Genomic DNA, 21,993 nt, shown 5'->3' with positions numbered 1-21,993 from the left:
ACAATATAGCTCACACTTACTTATTTAATTTTCATCAATAACCTTAACTGTTATATATGGATTGAAATTAAGTGCATTTACTACCTTTCTGTTTACCTTCATTGTATTTTGAGGCATTAATTCATCATCTACAACCTCTACATATTCTATAATTGGGTACATTCCATATGCGCACCATCTATTGACTGCATTTTCAATATCATCCCTGGAATATATCCCTCCATTTATTTTTAACATCCTCTTATCAAGTCTTATAACTATAACTGAATTTTCATGATAAGGCTTACCATCTAAAGTTCCTATATCTAAATAATAATCACTTTCCGGCTCAAGCTCCTGCCTTAATTTATCAGACATTGCTTCAATTATTCCGCCGCCTCTTTGCCTTGTGTCAATTAATATTGTTGATTTCTGAGATGCATGATGTCTTACAAAAAGTCTTCCTATAAGCAAGTCAAAACTGCCCTCTGCTTCCTGAGTATCAAATCTATGGTATATTGTAAATTCTTGATCCCGTTCTTCTATTACTTTATTTGTTTTTACATCAATTTGCCTCATTGGTCTTAAGAAGAAATAAATTGTCTTATTAAACAAATTATAAACCTGTTTTTCTTCCTGAATCTCATTACTTGTATCTGTATAAGTACAATATTTACTTGGATTAATATTTACATCAATCATCTTTTTATTCTTATCAGCTTTACCATCTGTTAAAGGATAATAGCCTTTGTAGTGAAAAAATAGCTCTTCATAAGAATAATTTATAAGTATATTATCATTTTCTGAAATAACATTTTTAAATTCTATATATCCATACTTAAAATTAAAGCTTTCTACAGTAAGTTGTTTTAAGGAACCATCATGAAGAACTTTATAAGCTTTTATATTTTCAGGATTACCTAAAGCATTTACTTTCACATATAAAGGATAGTGGACAGTTTTTACTGTATTATTTCCAACATATTGAGGTATTTCATCTTTAACATCTTTATATGGGCTGCCATAAACTCCCCAAACCTGCGAATGAAACTCAGGTATAGAATATATTAACTGGGTACTATCATTTTCATATACTTTTTTAAAATAGCTGTATTTAAATTTTGAATACCATTCTTTTAATGGATTTGTTTCATCTGGGCCACATAACCTTATTTTATTTATGTTTCTGCATAAAACAGAATAACCTTTAAATATTTTTCCATTAACTACCTGATAAATACTATCTGGATCCATAGATTTATTATATCTTGTAACACCATCTTCTGTGTTTTTAATGCCTGTATCTTCGTAGGTTCTTGCATATATTAGTCCAGAGCCATCTGGATCTGTATATAAAATGACTTTATCTCTTACTAAAAAGCTATTGAAATCATCAATGTCAACTCCTACTTTTACTACTTCAGCATTTTCGATTTCTTCACGATGATCTTCTCCTGCATACTTAAGCAATATACTTTTTGCTGTTAAATATCCCGTTACAGCCTTTGGAGATACAATCATATTGTCATTCTTAAATAAATCTTTCTCTGAATATAAAGCATACTTTTTATTTAGTACTTCTGCTTCTATTGGAGGAGTCTTAATACTTCCTGCTGAAATTACATATTGAATCCTTATTTTACATCTTTCATCGTATATAACATTAAAATCTGTCATTTTAACTTTAGTTTGAAGGGTGATTCCTTGGGATTTTTCTATGTCATAATCAACATAATTATCCATTGCTTGTATCACACTTATCTTTTCAAGGATTCCAACTTTAACATCAAGAGGTGATATTTCATTCTTTAAGGTATAAGCCTCCTGAGCTATACCATCATACATTGCATATACAGGGTTTGCAGCTAGTGGCACAACGCTAGTATATATATAAGCATCAAAAATATCAGCATATTTAGTAGGCTCTAAAAAGACCTTATATTTATAGGTATCAAGCAGTGGCATATTATTTTCATTAACCAATTTAATATTATCTGCCTTGTAATTTCCATATTCGTCTCTTCCGAGATTGTTGTAAACTCTGTATTTAAGCTTATATTTATAGTAAAGAGGGGTTTCATCCTTAAACTTATCTGTGATATAAAATAAATCATCATCAATTAAATCATTTCCCTCTATATCATGAAGGATTCCACTTTCATCAGCATACATTATAAATTCTCTCTCAGCTTCTGGATCAATATTGCTAAGACCATCCTTTTTTGTTACATATCCTAAATATTTAGCAGTACCATTATAAAGAGGAATCTTATCACTTATTATTCCTCCATATCTTGCACTTATAAGCCAGTAACGCGGAACAAATCCTTCTCCTTTAATAGTAAAAATATTATGGCTATCCTTAAAGAAATCATAAGGTTCATTGGCAGAGTTTATATATTTTAAGGTACCAAATTTTTTCCCATTATCATACTTCTTTATTCTTGGTATCCTTACATTTTGTGTTCCTCTAAACTGTTCATAAACTTCAATATATTCAGGATTCTGATCTATTTCTAGACTTTCATCCCAGTCCACATACTGCCTATATAAAGTTCCTGAATATCCATGGTACTCTGTATTATCTTCACCATTAAATACAAAACTTGATGGAAAAAAAGTATCGTCCTTTTCAGGTAAATTTCTCTTACTGATCCACTTCACAACATTTTTTACGCCAACTGAATTTGTATCTGTTTCCTGAATTGAAATTGTATCGTTATAACTTGCAACTGTATTGTAATAAAACCCCAAATTTACAGCACAATCTGGTACATTCTTTCCTACTCTTATAGTTCTGTTATTATATTTGTTAAATTCAAAATGGGCATCTGTATTTCTAAGAAGATTTCCATCTTGAAAATCACTTTCATACTTTTCAAAGCTATTAGAAGGAACTGCTGGAAAATCAACATTAGTATCTTTAAAGTTAGGCTTATCATCCCAAGTCCAAGTATTTTGTCCTATAACATAGGTGGTTTCTGTTTCATCTATTTTTCGTGCATTAAAGATTATATTTATTACTTCTTCTCCATAAGACCATTCTCCATCGTTTTTATCTTCAAAGTCCTTAAAGGTCAAGATTAAATATTCTGTTCCATTGAAAGGAAGTTTTGAAGCTAGTGTAATATCTACTTTTGGAACTGCATATATTTTATTTCCCTTGGCTGATTCTATATTATCGCTTTTGTCATCTCGTATGACTTTTGCATTAACTACAGTTTGAGTACTTGCTGAACATGTGAAATTACTTGCAGTATTAACATGATTCATGGTTTGTAAATTTGATTCTATACTTAAACTATTATCAGAAACTGCCAAGCAGACTTTTGTTGGATATAAGTCTTTACCTGAAACTTTATATTGAGTATTGTAATTAACTTCAATACTTCTAATTCCATTACTTTCTACCAAGTTATATTCTGGATCCAAATAATATTCATAATACTGATTAGTTACACTTTCATTGGAAAAGCTTTTAATAACATCCATTTCAATTACTCTAAGCTGCCTTGTTCCATCAGAATAAGTTATTAAGAATTCAAAAGAGTCATCTCCATGAAAACCTGTCATACAAGTATAGGTGAACTTTATTCTATCCCCTTGAACTTTTATATCTGCAAATAAAATAGTACCATAAGGATTTTCTTTAGTAGTTTTATACGTATCTCTTTTATATGCATTTGAAAGTTCAATACCTGTAACTCCTATTCTGCCTATTGGAATTATCCCATGAAGAATTGAATTTTCTTTTATTGTGTATTTAATTGTATCTCGAATTTCCTTATAATCTTCTGCCAAGCAAATCACAACTTTCTATTATATATTTTAACTTCATCTTTTACATCCGCTGATACTGTTGCCTTAATAGTATCAATACAATTTTCTAATGAAGCTGTATATCTGCAATATATGATTCCATTAGAATCTGTCTTTTCATTTCTTATGTTAATGCTGCCTTTAACGGCTACTATATTAACCTTAACATTTTCTATTGGATTACTATTTTTATCTAATACCTGAACTAGCGTATTCATTGTATCAAGTCCATTAGCATATATATAATCACTTGATGGATATATGGTTACACTCCTTGGTTCATCTACGTAATCACATATAAAAACATATCCATTATATCTTGCACTATATATAGGATTAAAGCTTATATCACTTAATTCCCTACAGGAAGAAATTTTATTTGTCTCATAAAATATTTTTATATTTTGGACACTATCTCCAGTTTCTTTATTAAAATCTATTTTAAAAGTATCTTTTGAGTAATCATAATTAACAGCAAAAGAATGCAATAACTTGTAAGTAACTTTAATATGCTTTCCTTTTTCTATTTTTCCATTAAAAATTATTACATTATCCTTTATAGTATACTGCAAATATTGTTTATAGTCTATTTCGACTTTTAAACTCTTGATATCTATGTTCAAATATTTCAAGTATAAAGTCTTAAAACCTAAGGATTCAAACTCCTCTGTATTCGTTAAAACATAATTATAATTTTCATCTGTAAAGAACACTTGTGTATAGGCTTCATCACGTTCGTCACAGTAAATAATTATTGGTGCATACTGTTGAGGAATTGGAGATAAAGTAATGGTATTATCAGTGATTCTATACGTAGCTCCAGCTTGGTTATTCTCTATGAGCTGCTCATCATATAATACATCATCACTTTTAATATAAACTTCATTTCCTACCTTGGATATTGAAAAATCTGAAATATCTCCATATGGATAAAAATTAGTATTAACCACATTTCCTACATTAAAACTTAATGCAGTTGATAAATGCGTTAATTCTCCATTTAAATTACTTATTAATAACTCATCTTTAGCATCATATTTTAAGGAATGAGTAAATACGTACTCATATTTTGCTTCATCTGTAGTTACAATGTGTTCAACTAAAGTACAAGTTGCCGCATCAAGGCCACATACAGAACAAGTTGATGAAGTTTCCGATATATGTGTTTCCCCTGGATAAATAGATGTATTATTATGGTGAAATAAATAATAATCATAATAACTAAGAGCTTCCACATATATATTTCCAAAGCCTGGCAGATAATCTTTTCTTTCTTCATCAGTATATTCATATCTTTGAACTTTCATTTCCATATAAAATATTTTTGAATTTGGCTTTAATATTATCATATACCTTATGAATCTTTTTAAATCAGTTTTGACTGTATTTATATCAACCTTCTGCCAGTCAAAATACTTTACATTCCCTTGAATATCATTTTTATGATCAGCCTGTACCATATAAATTTCTATTTCCCCTTGGTAAACAGGATTAAATTCTATACTTCTTTCTTTTATTTCTTCTGCAGTATCTCCTAAATCCATAAAAGTTCCTACATATGCGCCATCTACAGAATAAGACATTGGCATAAGAATTTCCTCATTATAGGATACATTATAAGATAAATAAAAATTCATATGATTTCGCCAATCAGCTTCGCAGTCATAAAGAATAGTTCTTTTCCTAAGCTTAGGTTTTCTTGATGGCTTCAACACAAATTTTAATATTAAAGTTCTAGATAACTGCAATTCTTTTGGAATTTCCTTATCTCTATATATTCTTACTGGAGGATTATAAACTCCATTTATTTCATCATAAGCATAGGCATAAACTTCTATTGTACCATTTGGTGTTCCTGCCTCATCCCATGTGATTTTGGAATAATGAGTTACCTTATCATTAAAGACAAATGGCTTTGTATAATATTCATAGTATGGTGCATATTCACTATAATAATCATTATACGATTCAATTGCTTTAGGCCATACCATGTCATCAGCCCATTCATAGTGATAACTATCAAGAAGAAGATCTTCTTTCGTAGATAAATGATAAGTATATTTTTTATTCTCCTTCTTTTCTCCTTGTACTCCTATTTCCAACTTCACCTGAACATCTTTAGTTAAGTAAAGATCCTCTTCGATAAGGTTTTGATCATCTGGTACGCATTTAGAATATAAAAAATACTCATTTTGATTATAATAGTAATATCCATTATGAATACTTGGACTCCATTTTGCAGTTGCACTTTGTAAGTTTCTACACGTTACGGTAACTGTGGTATCTATACTTCCATCTTCCTTTATAATTAAATCTGGAATGTTACTTATAATTAAAATATCATTAATACTAGGAACTATTCTAAGTTCAAATCTTTTATATGCTGCTAAATCAACAGAGATTCCTGATATAGTATAGGTATATTTATGATCTCTATTATCCTCTATGACATATGGACCTACTTCAGTTTGAGTTATAAATTCACTGTGCTCACTGTCATCAGCAAAAATTGAATCTGAATAAAAGGTAATGCCATCTCCATCGACTTGCGTATAGTCATGATCTTTAACTGGATTGTCCCATTTAAATTGTACATAACCGCTATCTGGTGAAATAGTTTCAAATACACAATAATATTTCTTATTTATTACTGATTTTGACGTATCAAAAGTATTCATATTGACATGAAGATTCTTTAAGCCATCCTTACTACTTTCAAAGTCTCCATTAATCACTCCAGTAAGTGGATCATAATCTTTTGTTGGATACCATTCAACATATTCCTTAGTAAGCTTAGTAGCCTTTGCTCCAACTGTGAACATATGGTCAAAGTAACCATGTTCACTCCAAGAAAAGGAATTATTATTTTTTATAGCTCGTCCACCATATGCCGGGCTATATACCACAGCTTCACCGGACGTATTAAAAATTTCTATTGTAAATTTATATCTCTTTTTATAATTTTCTACTAAAAGCTTAGGGAAAAATTGATATAAATATATTTCTGCAACCTGAACATTATCGTCTAAAGTGTAAGTCAAGTTCTTTTCACTTACCATAGGCTGTCCATAAAGCACTTCACCTTTTGAATCGGCTAGGATATTATTGCACTCCTGTGCTGTAACTCTCACTGTAAAGGCTGCTCTATATCCCAAATATGGAACTTCTCCAACTAATTTAAATCTATACTTAAATTTTATAGCATGATGTTTTATATCGTTACTTGCCCTTATACCATAAATCTTATTGTATAGCTTAAACTTGTGATTTAAACTTAAATCACTTGCTTTGCATAGCAAACAGTCATTATCATCTCCAACTCCTGAAGCAAAGGCTTTTAGTTTACTTGGATAATCTTTATTTATTTCACAAATTGTCTCATCTCTATCTTCAACTTCAAAAACAGGATAAGTGCTTTCTTCTGCTTGCTCCAATAATGTTATGGAACAAGGTAGTGATTGTAATTTTTCTAAAGCTGAATTTACAGCACTAAGATATCTAGTATAGGTTGCCCCTGTCTTTAAGTCACTTTCAATATAATATCCAATTCCGCTTGGTACCTGATAAATTATATTATCATGTTCATCTTTAAGATATTTTATTTCTTCGCTGGCTTCCCAATACCACTTAACTACATTATTGTATAGCTGAACACACTTTAATACTGGCTGATCCTTTGTAGCACTTAATTTTGCCATTATAGCAGGTTCAGGACTAAATACATTTGTATCATCAGTATTAAAATAAACCTCTATTCCATCAGTGTTAGATGTAATTTCATAACCATATAGTGCTAAATCCTTTTGACTTATGGTATTTCGAGCACAAAATCTTCCTATTTCCCTTGAAAAATAATCTATTAAATTATGTTTTTCAAGCTGAACTGGTTCTGTGCTTGATAAAGCAATATCTTGTTTGGTAATCGTCTTTGATAAGTCAACTAGGGAATTCATTACCAAATTCTCTATTGTAATGGTTATTTTATATTGAAATTTTTCAATTACCATCTTTTATATCCCCCCTTATCAAAATAGCCGTAATCACCGAATCCTTTAATATTAGAATCATATGTAGCTGGAATAAAGCCAAAGGTATCTACCTTATATTCATCACTATTTTGTATCCAGCATGCTTCATTATACATAAAATCGTCCCACATAATGCTGCAGTTATTCTTAATATTTTTTACATACTTTAGCATTAAATCTTTTGGCATTCCATTAGCATTATAGGTTTCATTGCTAAATTTATTATTACTATGATCTATTAATGCTTTTATTTCAAGTCCGCTTATATAACTTACCTCAACATATGTTTCATTAGTTCCAAGAGCTTTAATCGCTAAATATCCTTCTGGCGTATAAAGTATATCTTCTTCCTTAACAATTTCATTTTTTACTTTAATTAAATTAGCTATAACCATAGAATCTTTAATTACAAAATCTTCATTTGTATCTTTCCAGACTTTATGCTTTCTCATACCAAGCTCCCTTGATATAGCATTAGCTAATCCTTTTTTACTTGAATTTGCAGGATTTTTAAAGACATCTAATATTCTATTTTTATATTCTTCATTTTTTTCTCCATATAATCTTGGACATGAAAGTAAAGCTCCAAATTCATCAAAGTAATTCCAAATTTGATGAATAGATAATGCAAAAGTATTAATGATTCCATCTTTCAATTCTACAGTTATCTGACCACCTTCATAATTATCATCAATATCATAAGCTTCCCTTACATAAATAATTTTATTTTCAATGTCCAAAAAATAATAATCTGGCTGCATAATATTATTATCTATTATTCCATAATTATATCCGAGGCCAAAAAAATCATATAATTTATCAGCTTTACTCAATAGCTCATGCTTAGTAGAAATAATCTTGATACTACTCATATCATAATAAGAAGGCAGTATTGCCTTATATACAATGTCAACAAACTTAGTATCTGCATCTTCTATTCTTGTTTGCTTATATGCATAATTTAAAATATATTCTATATCGTCTAGCTGAATTCCAAAAAAATTTAAAAATTGCAACCCGATAGACTCTGCGGGTTGCTTTCTCATTTGAAACCAAAATGGTAACATGGATCTTATTTTTTCAGTATATTTGGCGAACTTAAAATCTGACATCTTTAAATCATCACCCCTCTAAAAACTAATCCTTTCAAATCTCCATTAATACTATTTAGTGTTTTATCTGATTGATCTACCACATCTGTAATTAAAAATAGGAATATATCTAAAATAGTTACAGTTTTAGTATAAGCATCAGGATAAAATACTGAGCCACAAACATTTTTAATCATATCAACAGCTATGCTTTGTCTATGACTATTCCATAACTGATATTTTTCTAAAACAATTTCTAAAACCTTTTTTTCTTCTGTAGAATATGATGTATCACTTATGTAAAAATAATTTAATTCATTTATTATTTTACTAAGTACCTCAACACTTCTATTTTCTAATTGGTTATAATCAATATCCTCATTATTATCTACATATTTCACAAAGTCTTTCAAGAAAAACCTACAAATATCTAAATGTTTACTGATTATTTCCTTGAATAATATTTCTTTCCCCTTATTTTTCATTTCAAAACAATTTCTAATTGTATTTTTGTTATATTCAATCCTTGTAAATACAGGATGATAAATTAACCTTAGTTTATCATTTTCTTCATCATTGGAATTTTTTCTTCTTTTCCTCTTTATTCCAACATATGTGCCAATTATCGCTATTATTGAAGTTAAAACTGCCGTTACTGCTTTTACTATTTCAACTTGTACTTCTGGCTCACTATTGTAGAACATCGTATTCTCTCCTTTATGCTACTGTAATTGCGTCTGTATCTGTTGATACCTGAAATTTTTCATCCCATCTTAAGCCTTGATTAATAAACAAGCATACTTCATCATTTACCTTCAATAAATTACATGCATAATTAACTATTTCGTTATTATCTTTTGTATTATTTAAAGTAGTTTGCATAATTACTTTAGTAAGTTCATTTATAATAAGAACATCTCCAATAGAAATGGAATTAATATAATCTATAATATTTGTCCTTACAGCAACAGCTAAGGATTGCTTTTCTGTATCTGTAAGATTATTTGAATAAGTTAAAGAGATTGACAACTTAACATATTTCAATGTTGGCAGTTTAATGATCACCTTTTCTCCATAGGAGCATACATCTAATATTGCTTTTTGTACTTTATTTAAAGTATCATCTTCAGCTTTAGCAGAAGAACTTATTATTGGCATAACCGTGAAACTTCCTGGACCATTGGAATATTTCTTCATAACAATATCATCTACATATTTAATTCCTAAGGCTGCAAGCCTTATGGATGTTTCATTGGCGTTTGAAAGACTTAAACACTGACTAGTTATTCTCTTCCTATACTCATCATCTACTTCGTTAGGTATTCTTTCGCAGGCTAATAACTTTCCAATAGCATTTAAAAATTCTCCAGTAGCAGTAGTTACAAAGGCTTGTACATGATTTAATTCTAAAGTATCATAAAACTCTGCTAGATTCTTTGCTATTATATCTGCAAACAACTTTGCAGTTCCTCCAGGAGTAGTCGTAAATCCATTCTCACTAAACTGCTCTTTCAGCTGCTCACATATTTCATTAAAACTTTTATTGTTTATAAGTTCCATAATTTATCTTTACACCTCCAACTACATCAATTCGTACATTTATTAAAGAAGTTGAATTTCCATATTGGCTGTTTATAAAAACTAATATTCCAATGCTGTTTTTTTCTAGTTGTGATATGCAGTATATTTCCTTTTTAGATAAAAAACCATCATAAGAAACTGAATTTTCTATTGCGCTTATCATATTTTTAGCTGTAGTTTCATTACAAGCTTCACCTATAAATTCTTCAAGATTTGCCCCAATATTAGTGTTAAACCAGTCATTAACTACAGATTTAATTCTGCATAATGCAATTTGTCTAATTAGTCCATCATCTATGGCTCTAGCAGCATCTTTTTTGCTTATATCAAATTTAAGCTCCCCGTTATCACTTATTGCAAAATCCCTTACTATCACTTATTTCACCCCTGTTATATTATCAACATTGAGCTCTAATTCCCTCGCTGTTATGGTTATTTTATCTCTTGCTTTAATATCTATACTATTAGTAATTACCGACCAATTTTCTGTTTTAGTACATACATTATTTCCTAATATCTCGATTGTTTTATTAGTTGGATCTATTTTTATACCTGTATTTGTTTCTACAAATATATTTATAACGCCATTATCGGTAATTTTAATAACACTTGATGACACTGGGTTATAGATTCCAATATCTTGCCCATTAAAATTTCCTTTTGAAAACATAAGCTTATCGGCATTATCTATGGCATTTTGGTTGAAAAATTCACCAGTTTTGGCTAAATGAATATTGTCGTTATCTATCCAAGTTTTACAAGATGGTGAAGTTATTTCACCATCTAAAGTATCTTGATTTACTGTAAGTTCTCCTTTTCTTAAATGCCTTTCTTTTATTCTTGTATTATAAGCGTATACTTCATCAGCAATACCAACTATCTTAGGTTGAAAAAGGGAACTATTTGCAAACTGTATATATACAATATCATTTATGCTAAGTCCACTGGAATGAACGCCTTTTGAGGAAATTTGTATAGGAACATCTGTTAAAGTAGTATCCCCTCCACTCGATAAACTGTCAATATAAACATCTGCTAAATTATTTGTGCTATCATAATTTACTACTGTTCCTTTAACTAAATTAATGTTAGATCTAGTGGTATTTTGAACGGTTTCTGATATTTTGTTAACTATACTCAAAACTATTTTCCCCCTGCCTCTTCTCCTGGAAGATCAGTTCCTTTTTCACTTACTGGACTTCCTGGTAGTAATGTTTTTTGTCCTGTAGCTGATGCACAGAATGGATAAGTTTTCCCATCTTGTCGCAAGCTATATAAAGGTGATAGGTTAATGCAATTTCTATAAGCAAACATATCATAAAGCCAAGTTAATCCAATATTAATAATTATATCTAAAGCAATCATCATAATTATGGAAGGTGGAAATACAGTGCCTGCAACAACTTCAGCCGAAGAAGAAACTAGTGTGGCTACTTCCTTTACATCTTTAAATACAGTTACTGCCTTTTTTACAGTATTAAGTTCTTCCAAGTATTCAGCTGTATTCGTAAGTATCTTTGTTGATTTAATATAATTAAACATGGTCTTTCCTAATCCATTTACAAAGTTTTTCTTGTTTAAAAACATATTAGCTAGCTTAGTAAATTTAACTCCATGCTCTCCTTTTGTAAAATGCATCAGACTTGCACTTAGTATTGTAGATAAAATAACTTTACTCTTAGAATTAGCTATCATTGATGATATAACATTACTCATCCCACTCTTCTTTAAAGTATTATTTGCAATGACACCAGGTGTTATTGTAGTTATAAAACCTGAATCTACACTTAAACTATGTGTTACTCCTCGTACTGTAAATAGACCACTAAGCTTTGTGTACTCATCATTCATATATATATAATCATAAGCTTTTATCTGTGGTTGTCCTAAAACAATAACACTTCCATCATAAGTATTTTTCCATGACTTCATAAGTTCGCTCACACACACATTTATTGCTAATTGTTTCCCATTATCATACATACCAGTCCATGATAGTAATTTATCTATTATTCCAGGCATCCATGAAAAATCTTGTACCGATGTAGTATCTACAACTTTTGTGCTTTGTTTAGACCAATCTATATTTCTATCACTCATTATTGATGGTGTTGAACTTAAATCTCCTCCTAAAGAATAAATACCAATATAATTAGTATTATGATTTTTACTATTTAGCTTAATATCACTACTTATAATATTGTCTAATGAGGTTATTTCATGAACCTGAGCAAAAGATTTAGCTCTTTCGTATATTCCATCTTTTCCTTTAACATAATCGTAATTGCAAAGCCATATAGGAAGACCATAAAACATTCTTGATTCAAAACCAAAATACCTTGGATAAGCAACAAATTCTGGGACAGCCTTTTCACACATTTTCATAACATCCCAAGGCGTTTTTCCACTACAGAAAAATCTAAAATTAAATTCACCATCAGCTGGATTATATGGATTTTTACAAAATGGAACTCCATCATATGTTCCTGTGTAAATATTTTTTATGATGTCATATTGTTTATAATACATGCTTCCATCTACAATATTTGTCATGGCAGCCGCTGAAAAAGTTATCTTCTCCCCTGAAGAAATACTGGCAGTGCCTATCTCTCCTTTAATTTCATTTATATGACTACCAAAATGCTCTATTCCATATCTTGATTTGTATTTAAAGAATCCATGTGAAAATGTATATAGGAATCCACTTTCTCTCGCTACCAATAAATCCGCCATTATGTTACTCACTTCAACACCAAGACCTAAATCCTTATTTGTTGCTTCTGTCTTATCTGTTAAAGGCTCATTCATTAACTCACAGCCATCTGATTCTGCAATAAAAGTGACAATTTCTTCTGTACTAACTTCTGTTATCCTTCCATTAAAACAGGTTGGATATCTTGAAGGATCTGATCCATAACCAAGTCTTATATGAACTCTTGTTCCTTCGCCCAAATTTATCTCATCATATAAAGTATTTCTCATTTGTATCATTTTATCAGTTATTTCTTCATCAAAAATAGTTCCAGTTGCCTCAAACATAAATTTTCTTATCCACTCACCATCATCAAACCCTACAGTACTAATACTCTTTGCTACTTTGTCACTGCTTAAATTCCCATTATAGTTAGTTAATGATACTTGAGCTACAGCTATAGGATTATCATCACTTTCATGTATGTTAATATCAGTTGCTGCCCTTGATACATAGTAATTTGTCCATAGTTTTTTTCTATCAACCCAATCAGCTTGATCATCTAAAAATACTAATAAGTAACTTGGAAAAGCTCTTGCTAGCAATCCGCCTAAATTATATTGCACAGAATCTCTATACATATATTCCACTACGTGATCTTTGTCATTTGCTTGTTTTGTACTTTCTCCAATTTTACTGTAATCAAATTGTCCAACATTAAAATCAAGTATTTTTTCAACAAAATCTGTTCCATATTTATTTCTATCAATGGAACTCAATTTATCTCCATGCTTAGCTCCTGCATGTGGATTCTTGTACATTGCAAGCTTATAACCATATGGATTTGTAGTATCTATTGGTATACTTCCTCCACTGGAACTAGTTGATAAATTGCCTGAATTAGTCATTGTCCAACAATTAAAATGTTTATGAAAATCTTTCATTATTGATGAAATCCCCTGTACCCATGCCATTTTACCAGCTTCAGTATCTCCACAATATTCATGTGACGAGTCTACCATCTCTATTAATGTCCTTTGATTATGCCCACTATACCATTGCCTCTCTATATCTTTTGCACATTGAATAAAACCTTCTTCAGGTGTAGCATAACTCCATGCATCTTTTGTAGGATTATTATTATCAGCACCCATTCCATAAAAATTATTTTTTCCGTTTATAGGAGAGTCTCCCCATCCACTTTCCCATCCAGCATGAGCCATGAGATATACTGGATCATATCCTGTTTGATTTGATGCTTCAATTATAGATGCACCTTGGCCACACATTGGTGTGTTATTTTTAGGACGTTGTATTAAGATAAATGCATTTAATTGATCTGCAGTGCATACAGTTTTAAGTTTTAAATCTTGACTTGCAAAATTAAAAGATGCATCAATTGTTTGTGTTGTTCCAATTCCTGATGTTGTGGAGGATGAAGATGTTGAAGCTGTACTTGCTGCTCCAGAGGTTGTAGTAGTTGATGTGGCACTTTCAGTTGAACTGCTACTTGAACTTGAATCTCCTGATTCTGCATAAAAATCAGGATGAGCTTTTAAAAAGGCTTCATTTAATTCTGCCATATTAGGTATTCTTCTATATCGATTAAATCTCTTTCCCACATTACCATATATTAATCCAGTATCTGTACTTGCAGCTTCGCATGTCTTACCATTGCCTAAATATGCTGCTGTATGTTCATCACCACCATGTCTTACCATAAAGTCTCCTAGCTTCAATTCTGATTCATCTATAGCTATTCCTACATTCACAAGATCATATGTAGTCAGTCTTGATTTAATGGCGCCTATAGCCATCAATCCCCATGATACAAAACCAGAACAATCAAATGATTGAACCCCATCATACAATTCTCCAGCTGCTGACCATTTATATTTACATTTTGCATCAATTCTGTCACACAACAAGTCTATAAATACATTACCAGTTTTCTTGTTTACCTTACTTGGCATTGTTATACCTGAACCTTGTATAGAAGTTCCTGTACTCAATTGAATGTCCGATTTTTGTGAATTTTTAAGATTTTCTTCGCCTTTATTTTCCCACTGTGCTAAAAATCCATGATGATTATTTAATTTAAGTGTTTCATATCCATAAGCATAATCTGGCTCTGTAGCGGCATCTGGCGTTATTTTAGGAGTTATAAATAAATCTGTTGGATCGCTTACCTTATTCATAAGCTCTTCCATTGGATTTTTAGAATTTGATGAAAAAGCATTTGAAATATCACTAGCTTTTAATTTATCTGTATTATTTATTGTAATATCTGAATAAGAGACAAGAGACATTACATAGAAATCTGGGTCTAAATATCCTTCATATTCTGTTTCAACAGTGCTGTCTGGCAAAATAGTTTTATGTCGTGGATATTTTGTATACATTGGCATTTCAAGTAAATTATTTTTTTCTCTAAATGCTCTTATTTTACTAATTGCATCATCAGCTTCTTCATATTTTGGAAGATGCATATCTGGATATAATTCCAATTCCTGGAACCTTGACATTATCTCTATATCCTGAGACACCTTATTTAAAAAACCAAGTGGTTCCATTGAAATTAAATCAGCTCTTGTACCTTCTCTAATTTCACCTTTGTCGTTTTTTCCAAAAGGTCTTAAAACTTTTAATTCTTCAGCTTTTGTTTGGCTAAAATTATAGCTTACACATAAAACTGCAATTGAGTAAAGCCCAGGAAAATTAGGAATAGTTTCCACTTTAATATCGTTTATAACTACACAGTTGATTCCAGTTAACTGTACTAATTCATTGTCTATTCTTAAAAAACCCAATCCATTTGTATATTTATTGCTTCTTATAGTTTGTTTATTTTGAGTATTTAATTCATTAAATTTACCTGCAATATATGAATCTGAAGTTTGAAATATAAAACTATATTCAGTATCGGTTCCACCTAAAAATTGCATTGTTGGTGCTTCATGATATGATAATTGTATACTTGGCATTATATTTCCCATAGAGAAACTCATTTTAACTAAAGTAATATCATCATCACTGCTTATAAATTCTGTATAGCTAGATTCGTCATATATATTACCATGTATATTAGGGTCAATAATTGTATTATTTTTATTAGTATAATCATAATAATTAGTTGTTGATTTACTTTTTGAATCATCTTTAATCTTTTCTTCTTTAAAAATGCTAAATTTAAAATCATTAGTTAAAGCTGAAGTAGTTATTGCATGAAGTTTTTCTGGAAAATCACTATCTACTTCACTAGAATCCGTTAATGGTTTTTGAGTATACCATCTAAATAAATCCCAATCTATTGAATTATCAAAGAAGGCATTAGGAATTCTTAAGTATGGAGTTACATTAAATTCATCTAAGGTTAATACAACCTGTAATGCTTCTGGAAAGCCTGCTATAGTTTCAACATATATATTTCTTATTGCAACATTGTTTACACCATGAGTTATATTTACAACGGTATTTTCTATAGGCATAAAAGGAGTAAATTTCATTTGAGCTATTAAATTCCTAAGTCCATCTACATAATAGCTATAATCCATTGGACCTTCTACTTTATAACCATTTATCTGATCCATACCATTTAAAATCAGGCTTATTTGAATATCCTTTTTTGAATAACCATTTTCTGTTTTTATACTTCCTGCCTGTCTTAAAGGCTGAACCGATTTATCAGTAGATCTAGTAGTTACAGTAATAAACTCTGGTGGAATTACTGCAAAAAAGTCCCCTATTCTAAGGATTCTATTTATATCTCCTGATACTAAACTGTCATCACTTTCTGAACTTGAAGATAGTATTTTTGTTGGATCTGCCATATTATATGCATCTTGTCTATGGGGATATATTATATAATCATAATATCCTGGAGGAGCAGCTTCAAAATGCCTTTCCTCTGCATATTTATCAAATCTGGATTTTAAAGCATTCATATCACTTCTAGTTGTTGCCTGCGCATTAGCTCCAAAATAAGACATGGTTTTATGTTTACTTACATTAGTAACCTTAGCCATATTTACATGAATATCTTGTGGAGTATAATCATCTTTTTGCGCTGTTTCAGTAGTTTTGGGTTCACCTGTAGCATTTGTATCGGCAGTACTTGCACTTGTGCTTGCAGTGGTTTGCTCTTTTGCTGCACTTGTATCCATTTTATACCTCCTACTTTATTGAATTTTCTATCATGCTGTTAATTTCAGCTGGAGTCACTTTTCTTCTTGAATCCATAAAATTAGTGTTAATATTTAAGTGCTTTCCACCTACAGCTTTACTTATAAGCTGTGACATATCACTTTTGGTCGAATTCGATGGTGATTTTGCTGAAATGTTAATAGCATTTCCTATTTTTTGCTCTGCATAATATCTTGTATTACTTCTTGGAATATTTTCATAATTTGCATCAACCATATTTATAGGTTCACTAGCTTTATTAATATTTTCCTTTGGTTTTGCTATTATATTAGGTTCAAATTTTCCATTTATGTTCTTAGATGATACCATTTTGCCTGCTGTCAATGGTTTATTTATGGCCAACACTTTATTTGTATTCTTAGATTTATTTTCAAAGGCTGCTTTTACAGAATTTGAAGCTTTCTTATATCTTCTGCTCTTTTGCCCACCCTTTTCTTTAATAACTTCGTTTATTGTATTTTCCATTTTACTTATATAAGTACCACCTAAAAAAACTTTCAATTTTTCCTTTGTTAAGTTTTTAGCTTCTTTATTAATAATACCGTCTTTATTTAAGCGTTTAGCATTATATATTACAGCCTTTGTCTTCTTTATTATCTGCTTGTTTACCTTGTAATCTAACTCATCAGAATAATCTTTCCTGAGTATCTCACTTAGGGATTTATTATTTAATTCGCCAATTGACAATCCTGCATATTTTCCATAACCTATTTTCACTTTCTTAATGCTTTCAAGATCTTCGTTTGAAGCATCATTAATATTAAGAGCCTTATTTAAAAATTCAGGATTATATGCATTTTCTCTGTAGATAGAATTTAATATTTTTTCATTATTTTTATCTTCTTGCTTTAAGTAATTAATATAACTCTTAACAACCTTTTTCCCTGGAAGCTGCAAACTATCAGCTTTTTTAATTATGCTTTTTGCTTGTTCCTTTAAGATTCCCTTGGCTTCCCTTATATTTATTCTTGGATACTGTTTTTCTTTCTCCACTGCCTCAAGTATTCTTGCATTTTCAATACTTTCCTTTGTTATTACAGCTTTAAGAAAGTTCTCTACTTTTGGAATAGTGTCTATGTTTCTTTCTTTAAACTTTGAACTTTTCTTTAAGAGATTATATAAATTCTCCTTATATTCCTCTTTAGAAGCTCCTGCTTTTAGCTGCTCATTTATTTTTTCTGATACATGGTTAATTTCCTCTTCAGTTATCAGCTTCTTATTTTTAAGCACCTGTACTGTATTTACATAATCTGTTGCCTTAGCTTTATCATATTCTTTTCTTATTTCCTTAAAGGCCTTTATATGAATAGGATTATCTTCTAAATTGCTTCTATTAAAAATCTTGTCCAAAATCTCAAAGGATTTAGGAAGAATATTAATATATTCATTTTTTATTTGGGCTTTTATTTTGTTTAATACTGTTTCATCAGTTTCCTCAGGCAATGCAATTTTATAATTCCTTACCGTTCTTGATATGTCAGCAAAGCTTTTTTCTTGAAAGCTTTTTACATGATTTCTTTGAATATCTTTTAATTTTAATTCTGCATTTCCTTTTTTGTTTCTATAAATTTCTAATACTTTAAAGAGGCCTGCATCATCAATATTTAAAGAATATATTCTATCTCCCTTTAATACCTTTTTACCAGCTATACTAGGAGCATTTTCTCCATAATTTCTTGAATATACTTCGTTAAATATCCCTTTATCTTCAAATTGAACTTTACCTATTGCTTTTTCACTTATACTGTCCATTTTTTTATATAAAGGCACTTTATTTCTTTCGCCTTCAGGGAAAATTCCTTTTTCGTAGAATTTTTCATTGATCAAAGCATTGGACTTTGGATCTTCAATTACCTTTTTTAAATCCACAAGTACATCATTTATTGCTACAGCTCTACCTTGTTTTAAAGCTAGTGAAAAAGTATCTTCTTTAAGCTCCTTAAAAGCCCTTGACCTATTTTCTGGTGAATTCTTCAAATTACTTAAAATATTTATATTATTTATATAAGCGTCTGAAGTTTTAAGCTTTTGTTTTATGTGATCAGAATTTATGTTTAATTTATTATCTTCAGGCTCATTTTTAAAATTATCTTCAAGCTCACTTTCAAATATGCTCATAAAAGTATCCATATTTTTATTCAATTTTGAAGCATCATTTCTCTCAAAATGTGAGCTTTTTCCTTTGTTTAAGCAATAATTATAGGCATATACTTTATTTCTTTGCTTTATTAATAATTCTTGCATAATATTAGCATCATTATTTATAGGACTATTATTTTGGTCTACTTTATAATGACTATCTTCACTTATATCAAAGGATTTTCCGTTTATTTGTTCCTGATAATCATCATTTTCAAGTAATTTGATCATATCAGCTATGTCCTTAGTCTCTTCTTTGGATCTTAAGAAATATTTCCCGTTTTTACTTTTTCTTATTCCTTCGAAAAGAACTTTTATTTTTTGATCTTCACCTAATTTATTCCAAGTACCTGGCACAACCTGAGCATATCCCTTTGGTACCTTTTCATTAACGCAGGTTTTTACAAAGTGTACTAATGGTGAAATTTTCTCTAAATGGCTTAATACAATACTATTTATGCCAAATTTCTTTAAATAACCTTTACCTATGCTTTCTAAGTGCGTTTTTTCCTTTAATAAAGGCCCTCTTTTTTTCTTTATCTCAGAAATATTTTCAATATCCTTTGTAAAGTTCTCCTTCATATAATTATAAAATTCAGGACTTTTATCTATATTATCAGTAATAAGCTGCCTTCCTATGGACTCATAGGCGAGGTTATAATCTTCTCCAAATATATCTTTTGGATTAATATTATATATAGTGTTATTCCCCTTTAAGACCTCTTTACTATCAGCAGTTTCAATTATAGGCGAGGATTTTATTTCAGTATTGTTTTGCTTATGACTTTCTAAAGGTTTTTCTCCTTTATTTTCTGCAATTTGGGCTTCCATTGAAAGCTTTAGGGACGCACTATTTCCCATTTGTACTTTAAGACTCTTTTTAAAGTATCCATTACTGTCATTCATTTCATAAATTAAAGCTTTATAATAATCCTTTAATTTCTTTTGAGCCTTTACTTTAAGTACTGATTTATATTTATTTTCTTTAACTGTAGCATTACTTTCATAGCTACGCTTATCCAGCTCATATAAAACATTTATTAAATCTGCGCTTGTCTTTTTTAAATTTATCAAATTATCTTTTAAATCTCCCACTAAAGCTTCTGCTTTAAACGCTGGAATAATAATTTCTGATATTTCCGATTTTATTTTAGACTTATGGGCATATTCCTTTGGCTCATAATTGTGAGAAAGGTTTTTATAAATATAGGTTCCCTTCATATCCTTAGAAAATAAATCTTTATATAGTGGATTTTCAAGCTGCAGCTTTTCTATATTTATCTTATAAGCATTTACTCTTTTTTCCTTGCCTTCTTCAATTACTGTATCACTAAAGGTTTCGCTCATATCATATGGCAGAATATATTCTTTATATGTAACTGCATCTTTAATAGATATATCCTTTATCTCTGCTTTTTTAAGCCTATTTTCATAAATTCTTTCATGGTTTTCATTACTACCTTTTTCATTAGCATTAATTTCGTCATATTTTGAAGCATTATCTTGAGCTGCTAATGCAATATTAATATTTGAAGCTTGCTCCATTTTATGTATGAAGTTTTCATTTTTAAACATGTTATTTAAATATCTTTTAGCTATGCTCTTTAAGCTTTCATGCTTATAACCTGTCTTATTATTAATATCCTCCACAGCTCTTTCTATGGCCTCTAAGGACTTATAATTAATTTCTTCTTCCTGCAAATCATGGCCATAATATTTAAAAATTAAGTTAGCCTCATCCTTCATATCCTTTAGCATATCTCTATACTCTTCCTTTGACATTCCATTTATCTTTGCAGCAATAGCATATTCCTTTTCTAATTCTTCTTTTAAATTAATTAATTTATCCTTTTCTCCAAAGATTTTTCTTAAATCCTCTAAATTATTTAATTCTTCTATTTCCTCTAAATTAAATATTAAAGAATACATATTCATATATTCTTCAATTTCTTCAAAGGCTGTTTGTTTATACTTTGTACATTTTAATAAGTCATCTTCAAGTTTATTGAAATAGTCAGTATAAGTTATAAAAATATATCCCTTATCATCTATGAATTTAATTGTCTTTGAAATGTCTTCTTCATTCTTAGCTGAATAATATTCTTTGTTTATTATATTATCAATAAATAACTTCACATTTTCTTCAGGAAACTTAAATTTTTCTAAAAGAAATGTTTTTAACTTTTCCTTTGAGCTATTATCATTAAGGTAGTAGAGATTTTCCTTTATGCTTTCAAAATCCTTATCTTTTAATATACTGCTCTTTAATTCATCTGCTTTAAGATATTTAATATATTCATTTTTTGATATATTCTCAAAAACATCAATGCCATTTTTAGTTAACATTGATGTCTCCCTATCTGTATAACTTGAATATTTCTTAATTATTCTGCTCTTTAAACTTGATAAAATATACTCCTCTAAATTATCCTTTGCCATATATAAAGCTTTTGTCTTTAAA

General features: G+C 29.8%; 9 protein-coding genes. All 9 read right to left on the bottom strand.

Features of this window, described 5'->3' with window-relative positions; genetic code table 11:
* Positions 1-24 precede the first annotated feature (24 nt).
* From L3B98_RS21205 to L3B98_RS21165, 9 genes are read right to left on the bottom strand one after another with little or no spacing between them, the layout of a single operon-like run.
* Positions 25-3,789 carry a virion structural protein gene (locus L3B98_RS21205; protein ID WP_238918140.1) on the bottom strand — a complete coding sequence of 1,255 codons (3,765 nt, stop codon included), beginning with the start codon at positions 3,787-3,789 and terminating at the stop codon, positions 25-27.
* A complete protein-coding gene (locus tag L3B98_RS21200) occupies positions 3,786-7,805 on the bottom strand; it encodes a hypothetical protein (protein WP_238918139.1) in 4,020 nt (1,339 codons plus the stop codon). The genes L3B98_RS21205 and L3B98_RS21200 overlap by 4 nt, the downstream gene beginning before the upstream one ends.
* A complete protein-coding gene (locus L3B98_RS21195) occupies positions 7,799-8,938 on the bottom strand; it encodes a Low copy number virion structural protein (RefSeq protein WP_238918138.1) in 1,140 nt (379 codons plus the stop codon). The genes L3B98_RS21200 and L3B98_RS21195 overlap by 7 nt, the downstream gene beginning before the upstream one ends.
* Before the next feature lie 2 nt (positions 8,939-8,940).
* On the bottom strand, positions 8,941-9,621 hold the full coding sequence (locus L3B98_RS21190; protein WP_015395904.1) for a hypothetical protein: 681 nt from the start codon (positions 9,619-9,621) through the stop codon (positions 8,941-8,943).
* 13 nt (positions 9,622-9,634) lie between these two features.
* Entirely contained in the window at positions 9,635-10,477 is an 843-nt protein-coding gene (locus L3B98_RS21185) for a baseplate J/gp47 family protein (protein WP_238918137.1), read from the bottom strand.
* Entirely contained in the window at positions 10,458-10,874 is a 417-nt protein-coding gene (locus tag L3B98_RS21180; protein WP_238918136.1) for a hypothetical protein, read from the bottom strand. The genes L3B98_RS21185 and L3B98_RS21180 overlap by 20 nt, the downstream gene beginning before the upstream one ends.
* Complete coding sequence (locus L3B98_RS21175; protein ID WP_238918135.1) at positions 10,875-11,639, bottom strand: hypothetical protein; 765 nt, start codon at positions 11,637-11,639, stop codon at positions 10,875-10,877.
* Between the two features lie 2 nt (positions 11,640-11,641).
* On the bottom strand, positions 11,642-17,353 hold the full coding sequence (locus tag L3B98_RS21170) for a glucosaminidase domain-containing protein (RefSeq protein WP_238918134.1): 5,712 nt from the start codon (positions 17,351-17,353) through the stop codon (positions 11,642-11,644).
* Positions 17,354-17,363: 10 nt separating this feature from the next.
* Positions 17,364-21,971, bottom strand: a complete 4,608-nt coding sequence (locus tag L3B98_RS21165; RefSeq protein WP_238918133.1) for a hypothetical protein — start codon at positions 21,969-21,971, stop codon at positions 17,364-17,366.
* Between the last annotated feature and the right edge of the window lie 22 nt (positions 21,972-21,993).

Origin of the sequence: Clostridium sp. YIM B02555, assembly GCF_022320955.1 — a bacterium.
GTDB lineage: Bacteria > Bacillota > Clostridia > Clostridiales > Clostridiaceae > Clostridium > Clostridium saccharoperbutylacetonicum.
This window is presented reverse-complemented; position numbering and strand designations above follow the sequence as displayed.